A 19601-nucleotide genomic window follows, 5' to 3' on the forward strand; every position below is an offset into this window, starting at 1 on the left:
TCAAAAGCCCGCTAACAGTTTGCTGACTTTTTGGTTACCGCTTTCCTGACTTTTCGTTGGATCGAAAACCTTTCTGCTCGCGGTAATCATTTGGGTTCAAATTCGCGACCTTTTTGAACATTTTGGAAAAATGAGAAAAATTCGAGTAGCCTACGGATAATGCGATACTACCGATCGGCATATCGCTCTTACATAGCAGCTCTTTGGCCAGATTCACTCTTTCTTGCAGCAAATAATCAGTGATCGATACCCCCGTCTCTTTCTTAAAAAAGCGAGACAAGTAGTCGGGATGCAAATATACATGCTTGGCTAATTCTTCACGGGATAACTCCGATTGATCCAAATGAACGACAATATACTGTTTGACGCTCTCAATAACCGAAGTTGCTTCATCCACCGTCTCCGCTTGATCCATTGCTTTCTCAACCGTATGCCAAATCCAAGCTAGCAGGTCAGTTACTGAACGCGTGGCGTTTTTGGAAAGTTCCAAAGATAGCTCATCACAAAATAATTGATGAGCCTGAATTCCTTTCAGATTCAGTACGAAGTACGTCATCTGTAGGAAATTTTCATAAAATTGGCGCAGCAAATGCGCATCCAAGCCTTCTGTTCGCACCAAATTTTCCAGAAATTCCGTCGCTTCCGCAACTACCTTTTCTTTTGTTCCCTTTTTTAACATCGCTGACCAGACTGTCATATCCGGTAATTTGATCTGCACATTGGAGACGGACTTCCCCATTAATGAGAACACTTTGTTATTAAACGCCACATTATTTTTAGCCAATACCATCAAATCTTGAACAATAGACAGAACTTCAGTCATATACCCATCGGTACCAAGATAACAGCATAAATCGCAATAAAAATAACGATAACAAGACCCAATATAAGCTTCGCAACTGCGGACCAACTCTTCCAATAGCTCATCGGTATACGATTCGAAATAAAGGATGACAAGAATCTTCCCCCTATCTATTGGAATGATTTGCCTGTTCGTCACTTGCTGAACAATCATTTCCTGCGCCGAATTTTTGAGCGCATACTCCAAAATTTTCTCATCACGCAGACTTAATTCCTTATGCCAGCGTTGAACACTGATTAGCACAGGCAAAAAAGTCATCCTTTCGCAATAAACGAGATTTCGGTTTTCCGCAACTTCCTTAATTACATTCTCATGAGAAGGTATCGTTTGATCAAGCAAATCCATCCAAAACCTTTCCACGATCAAGGGATGATTTTGCATCCACAGCTGATTTACATGATGAAGCTCACTATGTTTGGATATCTTCTGCTTGGCTTTAGAAATCGCCTCTTCCAGCTCATTGACAAGAGCTGGCTTGATCAAATATTCCAAGCTCCCCAGTTGAATGGCTTGCTTCGCGTATTTGAAATCTGCATGAGCGGTTAAGAAGATCGTCTCTGTTTCTGGGTAACGCTCTCTTACCCAAGCAAGCAGTTCCAAGCCGCTGCCCTGCGGCATTTCAATGTCGCAAAGCATGATATCGATAGGATGCTCGGCAAAGATTTCTTTGGCCTGACGCATGTTGTATGCCGTATAGAGTTCAGAGATTCCGTTTTTCTCCAAATCCAAGTCTGATTTTACGCCTTCAATCACATGCATTTCATCATCTACAATGATTAGACGGTACATCGTCCGCACCCCCGTTTTACATTTTGGAATGGATAGGCAAGGTAATTTCAATGACCGCCCCACAAGGAGAGCCATTGGAAAAAGATATTTGTACAGCATGAGCATACAGCAACCGCAGCCTCCGCTGTACGTTCCATATTCCGACATGCTCCCCTTGTTCCGTGACCAGACTTTCATTTCTTTGCAGAATAGATAGCACTTCCTGTGGGAATCCCTTACCCGTATCTTGAATCACGATGTTAATACAAGGAAAGCCTTCTAGCTCAATAACATCAATGTTCATCGAAATATGAATGGGTTCATCCAGCGTAACCGCATGTTTCACCGTATTTTCAACGAATGTCTGAATGACAAGAGGCGGCACATACGTATCAATTAAAAATTCTGGTGCATGAATTTCGCAAGTCAGACTTCCCGGAAAGCGAAGCTCCTGTATGCGAAAATAATTTTTTGTATGCTCGAGCTCCTCTTTAAGCTTCACGAAACTTAAATTGCTCCTGAACATATAGCGGAAATACTGCATTAATGATAAGGACATTTCCTTAATCAATTCAAAATTTTTCACTTTTGCCAAGTTATATACTATATTTAAGGAATTCATAAAGAAATGAGGGTTGATCTGCAGCTGTAAGCGCTGAAGCTCTTCTTTTTGTTTGGATAGCTGTTCCTCATAAACGTTAATTCGCAGTTCTTGGATTTGCGACATCATATTGTTAAACGTCTCGTTCACAAGGATAAATTCATCGGATGTTGGAAATGTGTCTATCCGAGTTTCCAGATGACCGCTGCGAATTCTTTTCATAGCAACCATCAATCGGTTAAGGGGAAGCATGATCGTTCTTCGTAATAAATACAAACCTAAGGGCAGTGAAATGAGGCATGCGAAAGCGATAAATTCAACTATTTTTTGTAAATAGGGAAGTTTTTCAAGAATCTTCTCGTCAGGTACGAGTGCGACTAAATTAAAATTCCCTTTAGCTGATGGTTCGCCAACGACCAAGAAATTATGATGATTGCCTGATAAATAATAATTCTCCATGCCTGCATTCAGCTGAACTTGATTCTGGTTTACAAGGTCTATATTCGTCATAGGCAGTCCGTTTTGAGTGGCAAATAACGCTCCGCCGTTAGTACCAAAATCAATCGTTTTGAAAGGAACCATCAGCTTGTCCGCTTTAATCCAAACACCAAAATAAACAGCCCCGGATTTCAATATATGCATCATATAATAGGTATCATGATCTTCTGAACATCCCAGATTTTTGTGTTGAATCGATTGGGATTCGTATTGGAATCCACCGTTTGCTTAATAACATGAAAGATCGTCTCTTCTTCTTCAATGGTGACTCTATCTCTGGTTACTCGTAACATATCATCTCTCTCTGGAGCATACAAGAAAAAGGCATTGACTGATTTAAACATGCCAATATCATTCAATAATTTATTAAACATGACTATTTTATTGAAATTAAAATCATAATCCAAATTCGACAGTTGATAGGAGTCAAAATCGGAATCGACAACCACCGTGTTAGTCATATATTTGTCAATGTCCTCTAAAGAATTATCCACTTGACTCATATATAAAATCATCATGTTTTTGTAAGAATCCGCTACTTGATTCCGAACGACCTTGGTAGAATAAACACTATAATAAATCAGTATCGTGATCAAAGGTAACGTTAAAATCAATACCCCCAACATCAATTTCAGCCGTATCGAATTCATAGAATACCTCCTTTTTAGCTCATCTGCTTTCATGAAACACCTGCCCCTGCACTTTTTGATTCTACAATTTTCGATATCTATACTGTATCATTTTTTTATGGAGCATGAATAAAAGAAAAGAAAAGAAAGCCCATCTGAAAGCTCACGCGAGCTGATCAAAATGGACTTGCACATGATATTTTTTAGGCATGAGCTACCCTTTCACGGCTCCGATCGTAATCCCTTTGACAAAATATTTTTGGAAGAAAGGGTAGACAATCAGAATGGGGATAATGCCGATTACCGCAATAGCCATCTTTACGGTAGAACTGGGAAGTGATTGCACTGCTGTACTGACGCTAGAGTTTTTGAATTGGCCACTCGCCAAAAACTGGGCATCCTGTAAAATGCGGTTCAGCAGATTTTGAATGCTGTAGTAATGGGGGTCTGTAATATAGACCATTCCGTTCATCCAATCATTCCAGTAGGTAATCGTTTGGAAAAGCCCCACAGTCGCAAGAATAGGCATAGAAAGCGGAAGCACAATCGATCGGAACGTTCTGAACTCTCCCGCCCCATCCATATTCGCCGATTCTATAACTTCCATTGGAATCGAAGTTTGAAAGTATGTCCGCATCAGCATGACGTTGAAACCGTTCATTAAAAGTCCAGGTATAATCAGTGCCCAAATCGTGTTCTTTATATCCAGCAACTGCGAGTATATCAGATAGGATGGTACCAATCCCCCATTAAACAGCAGCGTAAAGAAAACGACAAATGCTAACACATTACGAAGTGGATAATCTTTTCGAGCAATTGGATACGCCAATAAGGATGTGATCACAAGGCTCGCTGTCGTCCCTACCACAGTAACCAGCACGGTGATGCCGTATGCCCTAAAAATGTCAGCGCCTTGCTCCCATATATATCGGTATGCAAGCAAACTGTATTGAGTCGGCAGAAATGAATACCCGTTTCGGATAATCTCCTTTTCATCGGTAATGGAAGAAAGAAACAAGAGCATAAAAGGGACCAAACAAGCCAAGGAGAGCAAAATCATGATGATATGTCCGAACCACTGCAGCGATAAATGTTCATTTTTCATGGCAGTCACCTCACTAGAATAATGCATTATCTTTGTTGAATTTGCCAACTAAATAGTTGGATAAAAGGACGAGAATAAATCCGACTACCGATTGATACAGACCTGCTGCTGCCGACATGCCAATGTCCCCCAGTCCCATCAATCCACGGTACACGTAAGTATCGATTACATTGGTTGTCGAGTAGATTGCTCCCGAATTCATCGTAACTTGATAGAACAGGCCGAAGTCAGAATAAAATATTCTTCCAATGCTCAGCAAAACCAACATCGTTATTGTAGGAGTCAGCAGCGGGATCGTAATGTTCCGAATCTGCTTCAATTTGCTAGCCCCATCCAGCTTAGCAGCTTCGTAATATTCTTCATTAATTCCGATGATAGCTGCAAAATAAACGATACTACTGTAGCCAATGCCTTTCCATATATGGATCAGTGTTATAATGAACGGCCAATATTTTGCTTCCTGATACCAGTTAATCTCTTGCATACCCAATAAAGGAAGCACGGTTTTGTTCAAAAATCCAGTTTCCAAGCTTAGACCTGCATAAGCCAAGTAGCTGACGATAACCATGGAAATGAGAAATGGCAGTAGAATGATACTCTGATACAGCCTAGAGAAGAAACGATTCTTGATTTCATTTAAGAGAATCGCAATTCCGATTGAAAGCAGCGTGCCCAGAATAATAAATATCACATTATAGAGAATCGTGTTTCTCGTAATGATGTAAGCATCTGAGGTCTTGAACAAATACTCAAAATTTTTGAAACCGATCCAATCGCTACCCAAGATCCCTTTGGAAAAATTGATGTTTTTAAAAGCAATGACAATTCCGAACATAGGTAGATAGTTATTCAATAATAAGTAAAGCAATCCCGGAATCGTCATCAGCGTAAGTGGAATATACTTTTTGAATGTTCTCTTTTTTATCTTAGTCGTCTCTTTACGTTCAGTGATTACGACTGCTGCCTCTGTCAAGTGAATCCCTTCTTTCCCTCTTTCTGTACCACTATGCTCTTATCATAAAACAATGCTGAAATCGCTACTAACAGTTTGCTGACTTTTTCGCTATCGCTTTGCTGACTTTTTGAGGAGGGCTTTTTGTGTCCAAACGTCCCGTAACGGCTTGCGTTTAGATCAATTTTAACGCACGTAAACAAGGAGCTGCATAGAGTACAGCTCCTTGTTTCATTTATTTCTTGGTTGCTAACGCTCCCCCATAACAGTGCAACATCACGTATCTCTCCGAAACTTTTCTTTTATTTAACAGTATAATTATATAATTCCAATTATTATCCACTTATATCCAAATGAGAGAGTGTGAAAAATGAATAACAACCGCCATGCTTTGCATCTCAAAAAGCTATTGCTAACCGTAACTGCTATTGGATTATTAGTCGCCAGTCCGGTCATCATGCCTGCTACACAAGCCGCAGCAGAATCATCTTCCATGGCGCTGAAACCTGTAAAATTGTCTGCAGGTATGGAATCGTACAGCCTACTTGATAATGAAGGGCATATTTGGATCATGGGGAAGCGCGTTCCTACGAAGTAAAAGGCTTGGATAAAGTCGTGGATTTTTCTTTCGATAAAAAGGGCGTTGCTTTGCGTGAAGACGGAACGGTATGGGAATGGTCGTATCAGTACGGTTCACCTGAGGATACGACGTGGTACTTTCCTGTTTCTGCCCCCGTCCAAAAACAACAATTAAAAGATATAGTAAAGGTAGCTCTAGGCCATTATAATATTAAAGCAGCTTTGGATAAAGATGGTATTGTTTGGGTATGGACGACTTACATTGATCCCTTTGTTACGAATAAAGATAAAGAACTTGACCCCGTTGCCATTCCAGGGTTGAAAAAGTGAAAGATATAACCGTTGTTGAAGATCAAGTCATTGCCTTACAGGAAGACGGAACCGTATGGAGTTCAAAAGGGTTCGAGCTTACAACGATGAAATTTACAGAAGATTGGAAGCTGCAAATTAATGAACGCACCTCTTACAATATTACGACAAAACAAGTGCCGGGCTTTTCGGATATTGTTGAACTTGGAAAAGGGACAAATAATTTGCATCTTGTTGCTTTGAAAAATGACGGGACTGTTATGGCATGGGGCAACAACCAATTAGGTCAGCTTACCGGAAAAAAAGAAGATGCTGTTCCGGCAGAAGCGGTACAGGTTCCTGGCTTAACCGATATCATTGCTTTAACTTCAGGATTATCATACAACCTGGCGTTAAAAAAAGACGGCACAATTTGGAAATGGGGATATATGCCCTATCTCTACGATATTGATGAGTACACGGAACTTACTGAACCCACACAGGTTAAAGGGATAGACCATGTCATCTCAATAAGCGCAGGGTTTGGTATCCATACAGCAATCCGTCAGGATGGAACTCTGTGGGCATGGGGCCAAAACCTATGGGGACAATTAGGCGACGATACCAACAACTCTAAATTGTCTCCGGTCCAGATTTCATTTCCAAAACCAACATGGATGCTTGAACTTCAGAAAAAATGAAAAGTATACAAACAACCGCACGAGCAGCTCGTGCGGTTGTCTTCCTTCCATACACTTTAATACTACAAAAACATTGGAGTTTTCGTTGGATTAGCAAATCCGGTTTCATACTTCATGTCAATGATGGTTCAAATGTGTATTTTTCATAATTCAGTATTTTTCTTCTTGTAGGATTGATTAGAATTTGAAGATCGCCGCGGCGTAAGACACCTCTTTGTTTGGTCAAGTAAGTGTGTCGCTGCACAACTGCCATCCAGAAAAGGTGTCTTCTATATAATGAAGCAAATGAAAGAGTGGATTTACCCTATCCTGTAAATTCTCGCCTCGTAAGGCTTCAGCAGAAATTCATCCATGCCTCTAGCCGGCTCTGAATAATTGCCGATCACTAACTCTAGTACTTGCGATGAGGTTTCTTCCGGAAGCACGCATGGTGTATCTTGTTCCGAAATGTTAAGAAGGATCAGCCAGTTCTGGCTTTCAAATTTACGATAATAAGCGTAAACGTGCGCATCATTCTCCATGATCGGCTCATAGCTGCCGTATACCATCACTTTATTTTCCTTACGCAGCCGGATCAGCTCTTGGTAATAGTAAAAGACGGAGTTACGATCGGCGAGTGCTTCTTGCACATTGATGTCTTGATAATTCGGGTTCACCTTCAGCCAAGGTTCACCTGTGGAAAACCCTGCATAGGCGGAATCATCCCACTGCATAGGCGTTCTTGAATTGTCTCTTGCCAGGTGAAGCAGGCTTTCGAAGACCTCCCTAGGATCTCTTCCTTTTGCCACTTCTTCCTTATATTTGTTTTTCATCGCAATATCGTTGTAGTCGTCGATGGAGTCAAAACGGACACCTGTCATCCCGATTTCTTCTCCTTGGAAAATGTAAGGCATACCGGGCAGCGTATGCAGCAGAGTAGCGAAGCATTTGGCGGATTCCACGCGATACTTCGTATCGTTGCCGAACCGGGTAACAAGCCGGGTATGATCATGATTGTTCAAAAACTGCGAATTCCAGCCTTTCCCCCACATGCCTTTATACCATCTCTTCTGGATATCCTTGAACATCTGCATGTCCCAATGAGCCATGTAGTCGCATACTTCAAAATGGAACAAGGTATGAAGCTCATTGCGATCTTCTCCTACGTAGAGCAACCCGTCTTCCGGAGTTACAAACGGAATTTCTCCTACGGTAAATACATCATAATGCTTCAGCACTTTTTCATGCATTTCTTGGAGGTATTCATGGATACCCGGATTATTTCCCAAATAATTGATGTTCTCGGGATGAGCTGCATCTGGGAACCCCTCCTGTTTAGCCAAGAGATTAATGACATCCATTCGGAATCCGTCGATACTCTTATCCAACCAGTAGCGCATCATGTCATAAATTTCTTCCCGAACCTTAGGGTTTTCCCAGTTTAAATCGGGCTGCTCAGTAGCGAAAGAGTGGAAATAATACTCCCCTGTGCGCTCATCATATTCCCAAGTCGAAGGGGTAAAGTATGATCTCCAATTGTTAGGTTCCTTACGCCAAATATAATAATCTCTTTTGGGATGATCCTTGGATGAACCGGATTCAATAAACCAAGGGTGCTGATCGGATGTGTGGTTGACGACCAGATCCATAATCAGCTTCATTCCCCGAGAGTGAACCTCGTGAAGCAGTCTCTCGAAAGTCTCCAGCGTCCCTGCTTTCGTCATTACGGATCGGTAGTCGGAAATGTCGTAGCCGTTATCGACATCCGGTGAACCATAGCAAGGATTCAGCCAAATGACATCAGCCCCAAGTTCGCTTATGTAATCCAGCTTTTGAATGACTCCCTCCAAATCGCCATAGCCGTCTCCATTCGTATCATAAAAACTTCTCCAATATACTTGATAAACAACCGCTTCTTTCCACCATGTTTGCTTGATTATGTTCATATCTTAAAAACCTCACTTTTCTTTGAAAAAAGCTGCGTAGTCACACAAAACATGGTCGCGAGCCATGCATAAATGCTTCCAACCATGTTGGGGAAGCTATTTCCGCTTTCTGATAATACGCTAAAAACCCGACACTTGCAACGATCGCAGAAACGATATCCTCCCCAAAGTCTACCTCCATATCTAGACAATTAGACCCAAATTAATAAACAAAAAAGGAGCTGCCGCGAAGCAAGCTCCTGAACTATAGTTCCATTTACTTCTGGTCTTTTTCCAACTGGACAGCCTGTTGCATAGTCACCATCGCTAGCGCTGACTTGTCGTGTAATGATTTGTTATGGAGCAATGTTTAATACTGTTGGTTCTGTACTTTCCGTTTTGCCATATGCATCCGCAGTAATAAATACCTTATTAGTTTGTTTTAATTCGTAAGTGGAAATATACGTGCTGTATAATCCTTCACCGTCAGCTCTTTTCTCAATCATGATAGAATCATCTGCCCGTTTCAAATATAGCTTGGCATAAGGTTCTGTCTGAATAAATACCCACCCGCCATCTTTACTGACAGTACCCGTTACTTTTGGAGCAGAGGTTGATCCTTCTATAGGCTTAACGAGAATATCAACGGGGTCACTGACATATTTCCCTTCTTCCTTCACCGTAAGAAAAAGTTTCGATCCTGCTAGTTTATCTTTCGGAATATCAAATGAAAAGTTATTATTATAAGAATAAGAAGTGCTGTAAATAATTTCTTCATTTGTATTTTTCAAAAATAAAGTAGAGCCAGGTGCCCAGAATCCTGATAGCCATCCTCCGTCAGCATATACCGCTTGTGTAACTACATTAGGGACTGGTGTTTTTTGCGCTGGTTGTAGGTTAACAATGGTTGGTTTGCTTACACGGCTCCCATTTTTTTGAGAGGTAATATATAAATTTTGCCCGTGTTTAAAACTCCCTATCACTGCCTGGCGTATGCAGCGATCTACAATCACGATTTGGCCATGCGATAGTAAGATGCCATGATATCTTCAGGAACCATACTACCTCCGGTTGCCCAAATGATGTGTGTGGCATTCTTTAGTTTATTTCGCAAGTCATGCTTCTCCACATAATTGTGCCCGGCTTCACTTTTGAATAGTTGGATAGGACCATAAGCACCCGCCAATGCCGAAGGCTCCAGGTGAATGTTTTCAGTATCGATTAGCGCACGTAACAGCTCAAACAACTGATCGTCACTCACTGTATAAATTCCACTCAATAAACCTTCAACGGTTTTTCCAACAAAACCCGATGGCCTTCCCACTGCTAGTCCGTCAGCAGTTGTGATGTTGTCTATCCCAAAATCTTGCACAGCAATTCTATTGTGCATGCCCGTCATTAAACCAAGCAGCATACATGGTGAATGGGTAGGCTCACCGAAAAAGCAATGTGCTTGATCCTTATAAAGCAACTTCAAGCCAAAAGCTACGCCGCCCGGTCCCCCACCTACTCCACATGGGAGATATACAAACAGCGGGTGGTCTTCATCTACAATGACATTCCTGTCTTCCAGTTGTTTCTTTAATCGGGAGGCAGCTACCGCATACCCCAAAAATAAATCTTGGGAATTTTCATCATCAATGAAATAACAAGTAGGGTCAGTCTCCGCTTGTTTACGTCCTTCTTCTACGGCTTTGCTGTAATCCGATGCATATTCGACGACAACCACGCCTTTTTTTCTAAGCAAATCTTTTTTCCACTGCTTTGCATCCGCAGACATATGCACAGTTACATGGAACCCGATTTCGGCACTAATAATTCCAATGCTCATCCCTAAATTACCCGTTGATCCTACGGCGATAGAATATTGTGAAAAGAAATCCTTGAAAGCTTGGTCAGCCAGGACAGAGTAATCCTCTTCAACGGTAAGCATGTTATGTTGGATGGCTAAATCTTCAGCATGTTTCAATACCTCATAAATGCCGCCTCTTGCTTTTATAGATCCTGAAATGGGCAGATGGCTATCGCACTTGAGCCATAATTGCCCAAGAATTTTTTGGCCGTACCTTTCCTCCACATGTTGTTGCATAGCTGGAATTTGCACGAGAGGAGACTCAATGATCCCATTCATTTGTCTTGTTTCAGGAAAAGCTTTGGCTAGATAAGGAGCAAACCGTTGTAACCTCTGCTCCGCGTCCTGGACATGTTTTTCTTCCAAGGGAAGCTCCCCAGCACATTGTTCAAATGGTTGGTAATGAGGATTGGTCCAAAATACTTCCTCGGTGGAAATCAATTGCGTTATCAAAGGAAATTCCTCTATCCATCGTTCCAACGATTTACCCAGAATATTGGTGTTGTACATAACTTATCCCTCGCTTCACTTTCAACATTTCTTCTTTTTCATTGTTTTAACCCTTTAATGAGCAGATTTGCATAGTCAGCGGCCTTTAACATATGCGTACCGTACCAGCTAAAAATCTCTCCGTCAACCAATATAGTTCTGGCACCTGGTACATTTTCAACGAATACATTCTTGTGTATGTCTTTAAAAGGATAGGGCTCAGAAGATAAAAAGATAAAATCCGGCTGTGCCCGCTGAAATTCCTCTATCGTCACACTCGGGTATCTTTCCGGACGATCCTTAAAAACATTCGTAAAACCGAACTTTTCCAGCATAGAGTCAATGTAGGTGCGATGGCCTGCAACCATATACGGATTTTTCCATATGACATAAGCCACCCTCCCCTGATTGATCGGCTGGAAGCTTTGAAATTCCTTGCTAATTTCTTTCACCATGCTTTCAGCCGGTTCTTCTCGGTTGCAAATAACCCCTAAGTCCCGAATCATGTGTAATGCGTCATCATACTGCTCTACATTCGTCACATAGACGGGAAATTGTTTAGCCAGATTCTCAACCATTTCCTTTGGGTTTTCTTCCTTTTCGGCGATGATCAGATCCGGCTTGAGTTGTGCGATCACATCCACTTTGACTTGTTTAGTTCCCCCTACGATGGTCGCTTGTTGAATTTGATTGGCAGGATGGATGCAATACCTTGTTCTTCCTACGATCCGGTCGGAAAGCTGCAAAGCATACAACGTTTCTGTGATCGATGGACATAACGAAATTATCCTGTTGGGAGGAAACCGAAATGAGACTTTTCTTTGCAAATGATCTTCCCAAGTTTTGATGGTCACTCCGATCACCTCGATTCATGGACAGTATGTTATTCTTGATGCAGGGTCAGTTCAGGAGATCCAAGTCGATGATTCACAAACCTTGCTGCCACAAAAAGGAAATCGGAAAGCCGGTTTACATATTTAACCACAATCGGATTGATTTCCTCCTCCATTTGGACCTGTACAATGATTCTCTCAGCACGGCGCACAATCGTTCTTGCCACGTGAAGCGAAGCCCCGGATATGTGTCCACCCGGGAGTATAAAATTGGATAGCGGGGACAAAGAAGCCTCCATGTTGTCAATCTGTTCTTCCAGGTATAGAACATCCTGTTCCACAACCGGCCATTCGACTTTTTTGCCAGTGGGGGTCGCCAATTCTGCCCCTACATGAAAAAGCTTGGTTTGGATGACTCGAAATATGGAAAGAAAATCGGACCACTGTTCACCCTGCGGTAGAGTGGAAATGGCTAATCCAATCATCGAATTGGCTTCGTCGCATGTTCCATAAGCCTCCACTCGCGGTGAATGCTTTGACACCCGCTGCCCATAAACAAGACTCGTTTTGCCTTGGTCTCCTGATTTTGTGTAAATTTTCATTTCATCCGTCAGCTCCTTTCTATGAATAATGAAACTCACATATTTCGGCGATATTGTCCCCCTACTTCATATAAAGCGGTGGTAATCTGTCCAAGGGAATTTACTTTAACGGCTTCCATCAGTTCTTCGAACATGTTGCCATCTTGAAGAGCAACCTGTTTCAGGCGTTCAAGCGCGATAGGACCTTGCACTTCGTGTTTCGACCAGAAAGCATGAAGATTATCGATCTGGGTTCGCTTTTCTTCTTCCGTTGAACGTGCTAGCTCAATTTCAACCGCTGTCTCACCTGCATTCGGATTAATGAACGTGTTCACGCCAATAATAGGCAGATCTCCGGAATGCTTCTTATGTTCATAATAAAGGGATTCCTCTTGAATTTTCCCTCTTTGATATTGGGTTTCCATCGCTCCCAGCACTCCGCCCCGATCATGAATACGCTGGAATTCGAGCAAAACGGATTCTTCCACGAGGTCGGTTAGCTCATCCACAATAAAGGAGCCTTGCAGCGGATTTTCGTTCTTCGCGAGACCTAACTCCTTATTAATGATCATTTGAATGGCCATAGCCCGGCGCACGGAGTTCTCCGTCGGCGTCGTGACGGCTTCATCATAAGCGTTCGTATGCAAGGAGTTGCAGTTGTCATAAATCGCAATCAACGCTTGCAACGTTGTGCGGATATCATTGAAGTCCATCTCTTGAGCATGCAGGGAGCGACCGGATGTTTGAATGTGGTACTTCAGCTTTTGACTTCGTTCGTTTCCGCCGTACTTATTTTTAATGACGGTAGACCAAACCCGACGCGCCACACGCCCCATGACGGTATATTCCGGATCTAAACCGTTGCTAAAGAAAAAAGACAGGTTTGGCGCAAAATCATCTATATGCATGCCACGGCTTAAATAGTATTCGACATAAGTAAAGCCATTCGTCAGCGTAAAGGCTAATTGGGAAATGGGATTGGCTCCCGCTTCGGCAATATGATAGCCGCTGATACTGACGGAATAGTAGTTGCGCACCTTCTGATCAATGAAATACTGCTGGATATCCCCCATCATTTTTAGTGCAAATTCGGTAGAGAAAATACAAGTATTTTGCCCTTGATCCTCTTTAAGTATATCCGCTTGAACTGTGCCGCGCACCGTTTGCAGCGTATACGCTTTGATGCTCTCGTATTCTTCTTTACTCGGTTGTCTTCCGTTCGTCTCCACGAATTTTTCGACCTGCTGATGAATGGCGGTATTCATAAACATCGCCAAGATCATCGGTGCCGGTCCATTGATGGTCATGGACACACTAGTGGAAGGATGACACAGGTCAAAACCTTCATACAGCTTCTTCATGTCGTCCAATGTGCATATGCTCACACCGCTGTTGCCGATTTTCCCATAAATGTCGGGACGGTAATCCGGGTCTTGCCCATACAAGGTGACACTGTCAAAAGCTGTAGACAATCGCTTGGCTTCATCATTTTGGCATAGGTAATGGAAGCGGCGGTTCGTGCGATCCGGCGTTCCCTCTCCGGCAAACTGGCGCTTCGGATCTTCATTCGTGCGCTTGAACGGGAATACGCCCGCCGTATAAGGAAAATAACCTGGCAAGTTTCCTTGAGCAGCCAGCGCATGATTTCACCAGAGTCCTCAAATTTCGGCAGACTGACTCGCGGAATCTTATTGCCAGACAGCGATTCGGTATACAATTTGGTGAAAATTTCCTTATCGCGAACTTTGGTGACCAACTGATCCTGTTGATAGGCTTCGCGGATATTCGACCACTCTTCCAACAGCTGTTTGCATTCCGGATGGAGCTTGGTTTCATAATAGGCGAGCATTTCGTCAAGCTTAGCCGTAAATTGCTGGGTCTCCGCCTTAGACATCATTTGCCCATTGTCCGATTGCAACAGCATTCGGGTTCCCCTCATTTGGAACAGCTTGCGGGCAATCGCAACTTGTTCTTCCGTAAACTTCTTGTATTGCCGAACCGTTTGCACGATCTCGCCCAAGTATCCGGTTCGCTCAGGCGAGATAATCAAGTTTTTCTTCGTCACTTTCCGAACCTTATCATCATATTGGGTAGGCCAGGTGCCGCCGGTTTTCTTTTCCACGATCTTCATCAGATTGGCAAACAACACGTTGGTTCCCTGGTCGTTAAATTGGCTCGCAATCGTTCCGAATACCGGCAGCTCCTCGTCGGGAACTTCAAACAACTGATGGCTGCGCTTATATTGCTTGCGCACGTCGCGCAAAGCATCTTCAGATCCCCTGCGTTCAAACTTATTAATGACGATCACATCCGCAAAGTCGATCATATCGATTTTTTCCAGCTGGGTCGCCGCTCCAAATTCACTTGTCATCACATACATCGCCACATCGCAAAGATCGACGATACCGGAGTCTCCTTGTCCGATCCCGCTGGTTTCAATCACGACAAAATCATAACCGGCCGCTTTTACAACATCGATGGCTTCCTTTGTGGCGTAACTTAATTCAGATTTGGATCCCCGTGTTGCCATACTGCGCATATATACGCGCGAATGATGAATCGCATTCATACGGATGCGATCTCCCAGCAATGCTCCCCCCGTCTTCATCTTGGAAGGGTCTATGGAAATAATGGCGATGGAACGATCCGGGAATTGCTCGAGATAGCGCCGCACCAATTCGTCGGTTAATGAGCTCTTACCCGCTCCGCCTGTTCCTGTGATGCCCAATACGGGGATGATCGGCGCTTCCGCTTGCAATTGCTTCAAGGCAGCGGATGTATCCAAGCCTTTCTTATCCGCTTGTTCTTCTGCAAAGTAATCGATTTCGCTATAGCTCCCCAGTTTTTGTTTTGTAAACATGCCAGATCTTTCTCCAACTGCTTCGGTGTCGGAAAGTCGCATTCCCGAATCATATGGTTGATCATGCCCTGTAATCCAAGCTCGCGTCCATCATCAGGAGAGAAAACTTTGGCAATGCCGTATGCGCACAATTCCTTGATCTCGGAAGTGACAATCACCCCGCCCCCACCAGCAAAAATCTTGATGTGACCGGCTCCCTCTTGCTGAAATAAATCATACATGTATTTCAAATACTCGACATGGCCGCCCTGATACGAGCTGATGGCGATGCCCTGCACATCTTCTTGAATCGCCGCATTCACGATCTCATGTACAGACCGGTTATGTCCCAAGTGAATGACTTCCACACCGGAGGCCTGAAGTATGCGTCTCATGATGTTAATGGAGGCATCATGGCCATCGTATAAGGCTGCTGCCGTAACAAAACGCACATTATGGGTCGGGCGATACACCTGCGTCTCCAACGTTCATCCCACCTTTTTTTCAACAGAATTTTTAGTCCTTTAACAAATATCCGGAAATAACCAAACGCTGAATTTCATTCGTTCCTTCGTAAATTTGCGTAATCTTGGCATCGCGCATATACCGTTCCACAGGATATTCGCGGGTATATCCATAGCCGCCGAAAACCTGGACAGCTTCAACCGTCACGTCCATGGCGGTATCCGATGCAAACAATTTGGACATGGCGGATTGCAAACCATACGGAATCCCTTGATCCTCGCGCCATGCGGCTTGGTACGTCAATAATCGGGCAGCTTCGATTTTCGTTGCCATATCCGCTATTTTGAATTGAATCGCTTGCAGCTTGCTAATCGGTTTGCCAAACTGAACGCGTTCCTTCGCATAACGTGCCGCATGATCCAAGGCTCCTTGAGCAATCCCTAGGGCTTGTGCAGCAATCCCGTTACGGCCTCCGTCGAGCGTCGTCATCGCAATTTTGAATCCTTCGCCCACTTGACTGAGCAAGTTTCCCTTCGGAACACGGCAATCGGTAAAAATGACTTCTGTCGTGGCCGAAGAACGAATGCCGAGCTTTTTCTCCTTTTTCCCCACAGAGAAGCCGGGGAAGCTTTTTTCCACGATAAACGCGGCAATGCCTTTATGCTTTAGCTCCGGATTGGTCTGGGCAAACACGATATAAATGTCGGCATAGCCCCCGTTCGTGATAAAAATCTTGGAACCGTTCAGGACCCATTCATCCCCATCCAGAACAGCCGTTGTCTTCATGCCGACGGCATCGGATCCAGATCCCGGTTCCGTCAGACAATAAGCCCCCATGCTTCTTCCTTCCGCCATGGCCCGCAGATATTTTTGCTTTTGCACCTCCGTACCAAACTTGTACACCGGCCATCCAGCTAACGACGTGTGGGCGGAGAGGGTCACCCCGATGGAAGCATCGACACGGGAAAGCTCTTCGACTGCGATGACATAGCCCAAATAATCGGCCCCTGCGCCACCGTACTCTTCCGGCCAAGGAATCCCACACAAGCCAAGCTTCGCCATCTTATGCCATATTTCCATATCAAAAGATTCATCCTCATCGCGTTGTGCTGCTGTAGGCTCGCATTCGTTTAAAGCAAACTCGCGTACCATGTTTTGCATCATTTGATGCTCTTCAGATAATAGAAAATTCATCGTTCTCTCCCCTTTATGGATGGCTATTTGCCTACTTATCAATCATCCTGAAGAATGGTCTTGGCCATTTTGCTATCCAGACTTTCGTAATCGTAATACCGGATCGTTTCGTAAAGTTCCTTGCGCGTCTGCATCTGATTCAACGATTGTACTTGTGTTCCAATCTGACTGATCTCCGCAAACACCCGCTCATAAGCTTTAGCCGCAACCCGAAGTGAAGTCACCGGATAAATGACCATGTTAAATCCCCAGCTTTCGAATTGCTCAGCCGTATAATAAGGGGTTTTCCCGAATTCGGTCATATTGGCTAACAGCGGAACATCAAGAGCTGCACGGAATGATTTGAAGTCCTCCTCGTTGTCCAACGCTTCCGGAAAAATAGCGTCAGCCCCCGCCGACACGTATTTTTGGGCTCTTTCGATGGCAGCCTCCATCCCTTCTACATCCTTGGCGTCCGTTCGGGCAATGACGACTAGAGAAGGTGCGATTTCCTTGATTATCTTGATCTTCTGCATCATCTCCTCTGCGGAGATAAGCTTCTTCCCGTTTAAGTGCCCGCATTTCTTCGGCATTTCCTGATCTTCGATCTGAACGGCTGCCGCCTTAGCCTCCAGCATTTCTTTTGCTGTCCGAGCTACGTTCAGAACACCTCCGAAGCCAGTGTCAATATCGACCAGCAAGGGAAGGCCGGAAGCCCGAACAAGATCACGGGCGCGTTCTGCCACTTCATTGGAATAAACCAAGCCAAGATCAGGTAAACCCCGGCTGGCCGTATACGCCGCCCCGGACAAATAAATGGCCTTGAAATCGAATTGCGTGGCGATTCTGGCTGCCATCGCATCATGAGTTCCCGGAATTTTCACAATAGGCGTTACCTGGATCATTCGCAAAAATTGTTCGGCTAACTGTTTCTGTTCAGGCTCTTTCTCCATTAACCATGCCATTGAAGTGCCCCCTTTCTTACTCTTGTGTTTAAAATCAAATGATGAACAAGCCTATATAATCTTGCACATCCGTTTCTTCAAAACGCTGCTGATCTAAGGAAAGCTCAACAATTTGCTCTACTTTCTTCCTTGGGAAACGAGTCAATAAACTGGATTGGAATTTTTCCGCGATTTTCGGAATTCCTTCTTCACGGCGTCTGCGATGTCCGATCGGGTATTCGCATTCGATTTTAGCGGTTTCCGTACCGTCTTTAAAATGAATCTGAACCGCGTTGGCAATGGAGCGTTTCTCCGGATCGAGATAGTCCCTGCTAAATCGTTCGTCTTCCACGACAACCATTTTGTTGCGAAGAGCGTCGATTTTCGGATTTTTTGCAACTTCATCTTCATAATGCTCGGCCGTCAAATCTCCGAATAATAGTCCGATAGCTACCATGTACTGGAGGCAATGATCCCTGTCGGCAGGATTGTGGAGAGTCCCCTTCTTGTCGATAATCCGGATGGCAGACTCGTGTGTAGTCAGTGTAATTTGGCCGATGTCATCGATGCGGTCTTTCACCAGCTCATGCAGCTTGAAGGCGCACTCCACTGCCGTTTGCGCATGGAACTCGGCTGGGAAAGTAATTTTGAACAGCACGTTTTCCATCACATAACAATCAAGCGGCCGGGCAAGCTTTAACTCTTGACCATTAAACAACACGTCCTGGAATCCCCAAAGCTTCGCGGAAAGTCCGGTAGCGTAGCCCATTTCGCCTTTCATGGCCATTAAGCCGAGTCGTACGGCGCGGCTTGTCGCGTCGCCGGCAGCCCAAGACTTCCGGGAGCCCGTATTCGGTGCATGTCTGTAGGTACGCAAGCTGCCGCCATCCAGCCACGCATTGGAGAGGGCGTTGATAACCTCTTCCGGGCCACCGCCTAACAATGCGGTAACAACTGCCGTTGAAGCCACTTTCACGAATAACACATGGTCCAATCCGACACGGTTCAAGCTGTTTTCCAATGCCAGAACCCCTTGAATTTCGTGAGCTTTAATTGCAGCAGTTAGCACGTCGCGCATCTTCAGCGGCGCCTTGCCTTCGGCTACTCGATTGCGGCTTACATAATCTGCCACTGCCAAAATGCCGCCTAGATTGTCGGAAGGATGTCCCCACTCAGCCGCAAGCCAAGTATCGTTGAAATCGAGCCAACGAATCATGGTGCCGATGTTGAATGCCCCGTGTACCGGATCGAGTTCAAATTGCGTTCCCGGCACGCGCGTGCCATTCGGCACGCTGACGCCAGGAACAATAGGCCCCAAGTGCTTCGTGCATTCCGGAAATCTCAACGCCAGCATAGCCGTTCCGAGTGAATCCATGACGACATGACGAGCGATTCGATAGGCCTCTTTGCTGATAATTTCATGCGAAAGCGAATATTGGGCGATATCTACTAGCAACTTATCCGCTTTCTCCACCATATTTCCATGATCACCAATGATCGAACTCATGTATCTTCCACCATTCCTTGGTTATTATAGG

Annotated in this window: 16 protein-coding genes and 1 pseudogene; 3 read left to right on the plus strand and 14 right to left on the minus strand. The window is 44.3% G+C overall.

Annotation, left to right across the window (positions count from 1 at the left end; all coding sequences use genetic code 11):
* Positions 1 to 34: 34 nt before the first annotated feature.
* The 5 genes from FU659_RS00045 to FU659_RS00065 all read right to left on the minus strand — a co-directional run bounded on the left by FU659_RS00045 (position 35) and on the right by FU659_RS00065 (position 5346).
* Positions 35 to 1651: a response regulator gene (locus tag FU659_RS00045; protein WP_147945667.1), complete on the minus strand. Its 1617-nt coding sequence runs from the start codon at positions 1649 to 1651 to the stop codon at positions 35 to 37.
* Between the two features lie 16 nt (positions 1652 to 1667).
* A complete protein-coding gene (locus tag FU659_RS00050; RefSeq protein ID WP_147945668.1) occupies positions 1668 to 2876 on the minus strand; it encodes a sensor histidine kinase in 1209 nt (402 codons plus the stop codon).
* Positions 2873 to 3379, minus strand: coding sequence for a hypothetical protein (locus FU659_RS00055; protein ID WP_147945669.1), 507 nt, complete (start codon positions 3377 to 3379; stop codon positions 2873 to 2875). Before FU659_RS00055 ends, FU659_RS00050 begins: the two co-directional genes overlap by 4 nt.
* Positions 3380 to 3572: 193 nt before the next feature.
* A complete protein-coding gene (locus FU659_RS00060; protein ID WP_147945670.1) occupies positions 3573 to 4463 on the minus strand; it encodes a carbohydrate ABC transporter permease in 891 nt (296 codons plus the stop codon).
* Between the two features lie 13 nt (positions 4464 to 4476).
* Complete coding sequence (locus FU659_RS00065) at positions 4477 to 5346, minus strand: ABC transporter permease (RefSeq protein ID WP_147945932.1); 870 nt, start codon at positions 5344 to 5346, stop codon at positions 4477 to 4479.
* Between the two features lie 439 nt (positions 5347 to 5785).
* Here FU659_RS00065 and FU659_RS00070 point away from each other — a divergent pair, with 439 nt between their 5' ends.
* The 3 genes from FU659_RS00070 to FU659_RS00080 are packed head-to-tail and all read left to right on the plus strand — an operon-like array spanning position 5786 to position 6983.
* Positions 5786 to 6013: a hypothetical protein gene (locus FU659_RS00070; protein WP_147945671.1), complete on the plus strand. Its 228-nt coding sequence runs from the start codon at positions 5786 to 5788 to the stop codon at positions 6011 to 6013.
* A complete protein-coding gene (locus tag FU659_RS00075) occupies positions 5980 to 6324 on the plus strand; it encodes an RCC1 domain-containing protein (RefSeq protein ID WP_147945672.1) in 345 nt (114 codons plus the stop codon). Before FU659_RS00070 ends, FU659_RS00075 begins: the two co-directional genes overlap by 34 nt.
* The gene (locus tag FU659_RS00080) at positions 6321 to 6983 is read left to right on the plus strand and encodes an RCC1 domain-containing protein (protein ID WP_147945673.1); all 663 of its coding nucleotides are present in this window, start codon (positions 6321 to 6323) and stop codon (positions 6981 to 6983) included. Before FU659_RS00075 ends, FU659_RS00080 begins: the two co-directional genes overlap by 4 nt.
* 299 nt (positions 6984 to 7282) lie before the next feature.
* Here the strand turns inward: FU659_RS00080 and FU659_RS00085 are convergent, their stop codons facing one another.
* The 9 genes and pseudogenes from FU659_RS00085 to FU659_RS00125 form a co-directional block, all read right to left on the minus strand.
* A complete protein-coding gene (locus FU659_RS00085; RefSeq protein WP_147945933.1) occupies positions 7283 to 8899 on the minus strand; it encodes a glycoside hydrolase family 13 protein in 1617 nt (538 codons plus the stop codon).
* A 344-nt stretch (positions 8900 to 9243) separates the two neighbouring features.
* The gene (locus FU659_RS00090; protein WP_147945674.1) at positions 9244 to 9900 is read right to left on the minus strand and encodes a hypothetical protein; all 657 of its coding nucleotides are present in this window, start codon (positions 9898 to 9900) and stop codon (positions 9244 to 9246) included.
* Positions 9897 to 11249, minus strand: a complete 1353-nt coding sequence (locus FU659_RS00095) for a D-serine ammonia-lyase (protein ID WP_147945675.1) — start codon at positions 11247 to 11249, stop codon at positions 9897 to 9899. The genes FU659_RS00090 and FU659_RS00095 overlap by 4 nt, the downstream gene beginning before the upstream one ends.
* Positions 11250 to 11287: 38 nt before the next feature.
* On the minus strand, positions 11288 to 12082 hold the full coding sequence (locus tag FU659_RS00100; protein ID WP_261807514.1) for an ABC transporter substrate-binding protein: 795 nt from the start codon (positions 12080 to 12082) through the stop codon (positions 11288 to 11290).
* A 29-nt stretch (positions 12083 to 12111) separates the two neighbouring features.
* Positions 12112 to 12663, minus strand: a complete 552-nt coding sequence (locus FU659_RS00105; RefSeq protein ID WP_147945676.1) for a cob(I)yrinic acid a,c-diamide adenosyltransferase — start codon at positions 12661 to 12663, stop codon at positions 12112 to 12114.
* A 35-nt stretch (positions 12664 to 12698) separates the two neighbouring features.
* Positions 12699 to 15966 (minus strand): annotated as a pseudogene (gene icmF / locus FU659_RS00110) (fused isobutyryl-CoA mutase/GTPase IcmF).
* Between the two features lie 31 nt (positions 15967 to 15997).
* Complete coding sequence (locus FU659_RS00115) at positions 15998 to 17140, minus strand: acyl-CoA dehydrogenase (RefSeq protein ID WP_147945677.1); 1143 nt, start codon at positions 17138 to 17140, stop codon at positions 15998 to 16000.
* Positions 17141 to 17178: 38 nt separating this feature from the next.
* Positions 17179 to 18084 carry a methylisocitrate lyase gene (gene prpB / locus FU659_RS00120; RefSeq protein ID WP_147945678.1) on the minus strand — a complete coding sequence of 302 codons (906 nt, stop codon included), beginning with the start codon at positions 18082 to 18084 and terminating at the stop codon, positions 17179 to 17181.
* Positions 18085 to 18118: 34 nt separating this feature from the next.
* On the minus strand, positions 18119 to 19570 hold the full coding sequence (locus FU659_RS00125; protein WP_147945679.1) for a bifunctional 2-methylcitrate dehydratase/aconitate hydratase: 1452 nt from the start codon (positions 19568 to 19570) through the stop codon (positions 18119 to 18121).
* Positions 19571 to 19601: the final 31 nt, after the last annotated feature.

It is taken from the genome of Paenibacillus sp. N3.4, from assembly GCF_008017805.1.
Taxonomy (GTDB): Bacteria; Bacillota; Bacilli; order Paenibacillales; family NBRC-103111; genus Paenibacillus_E.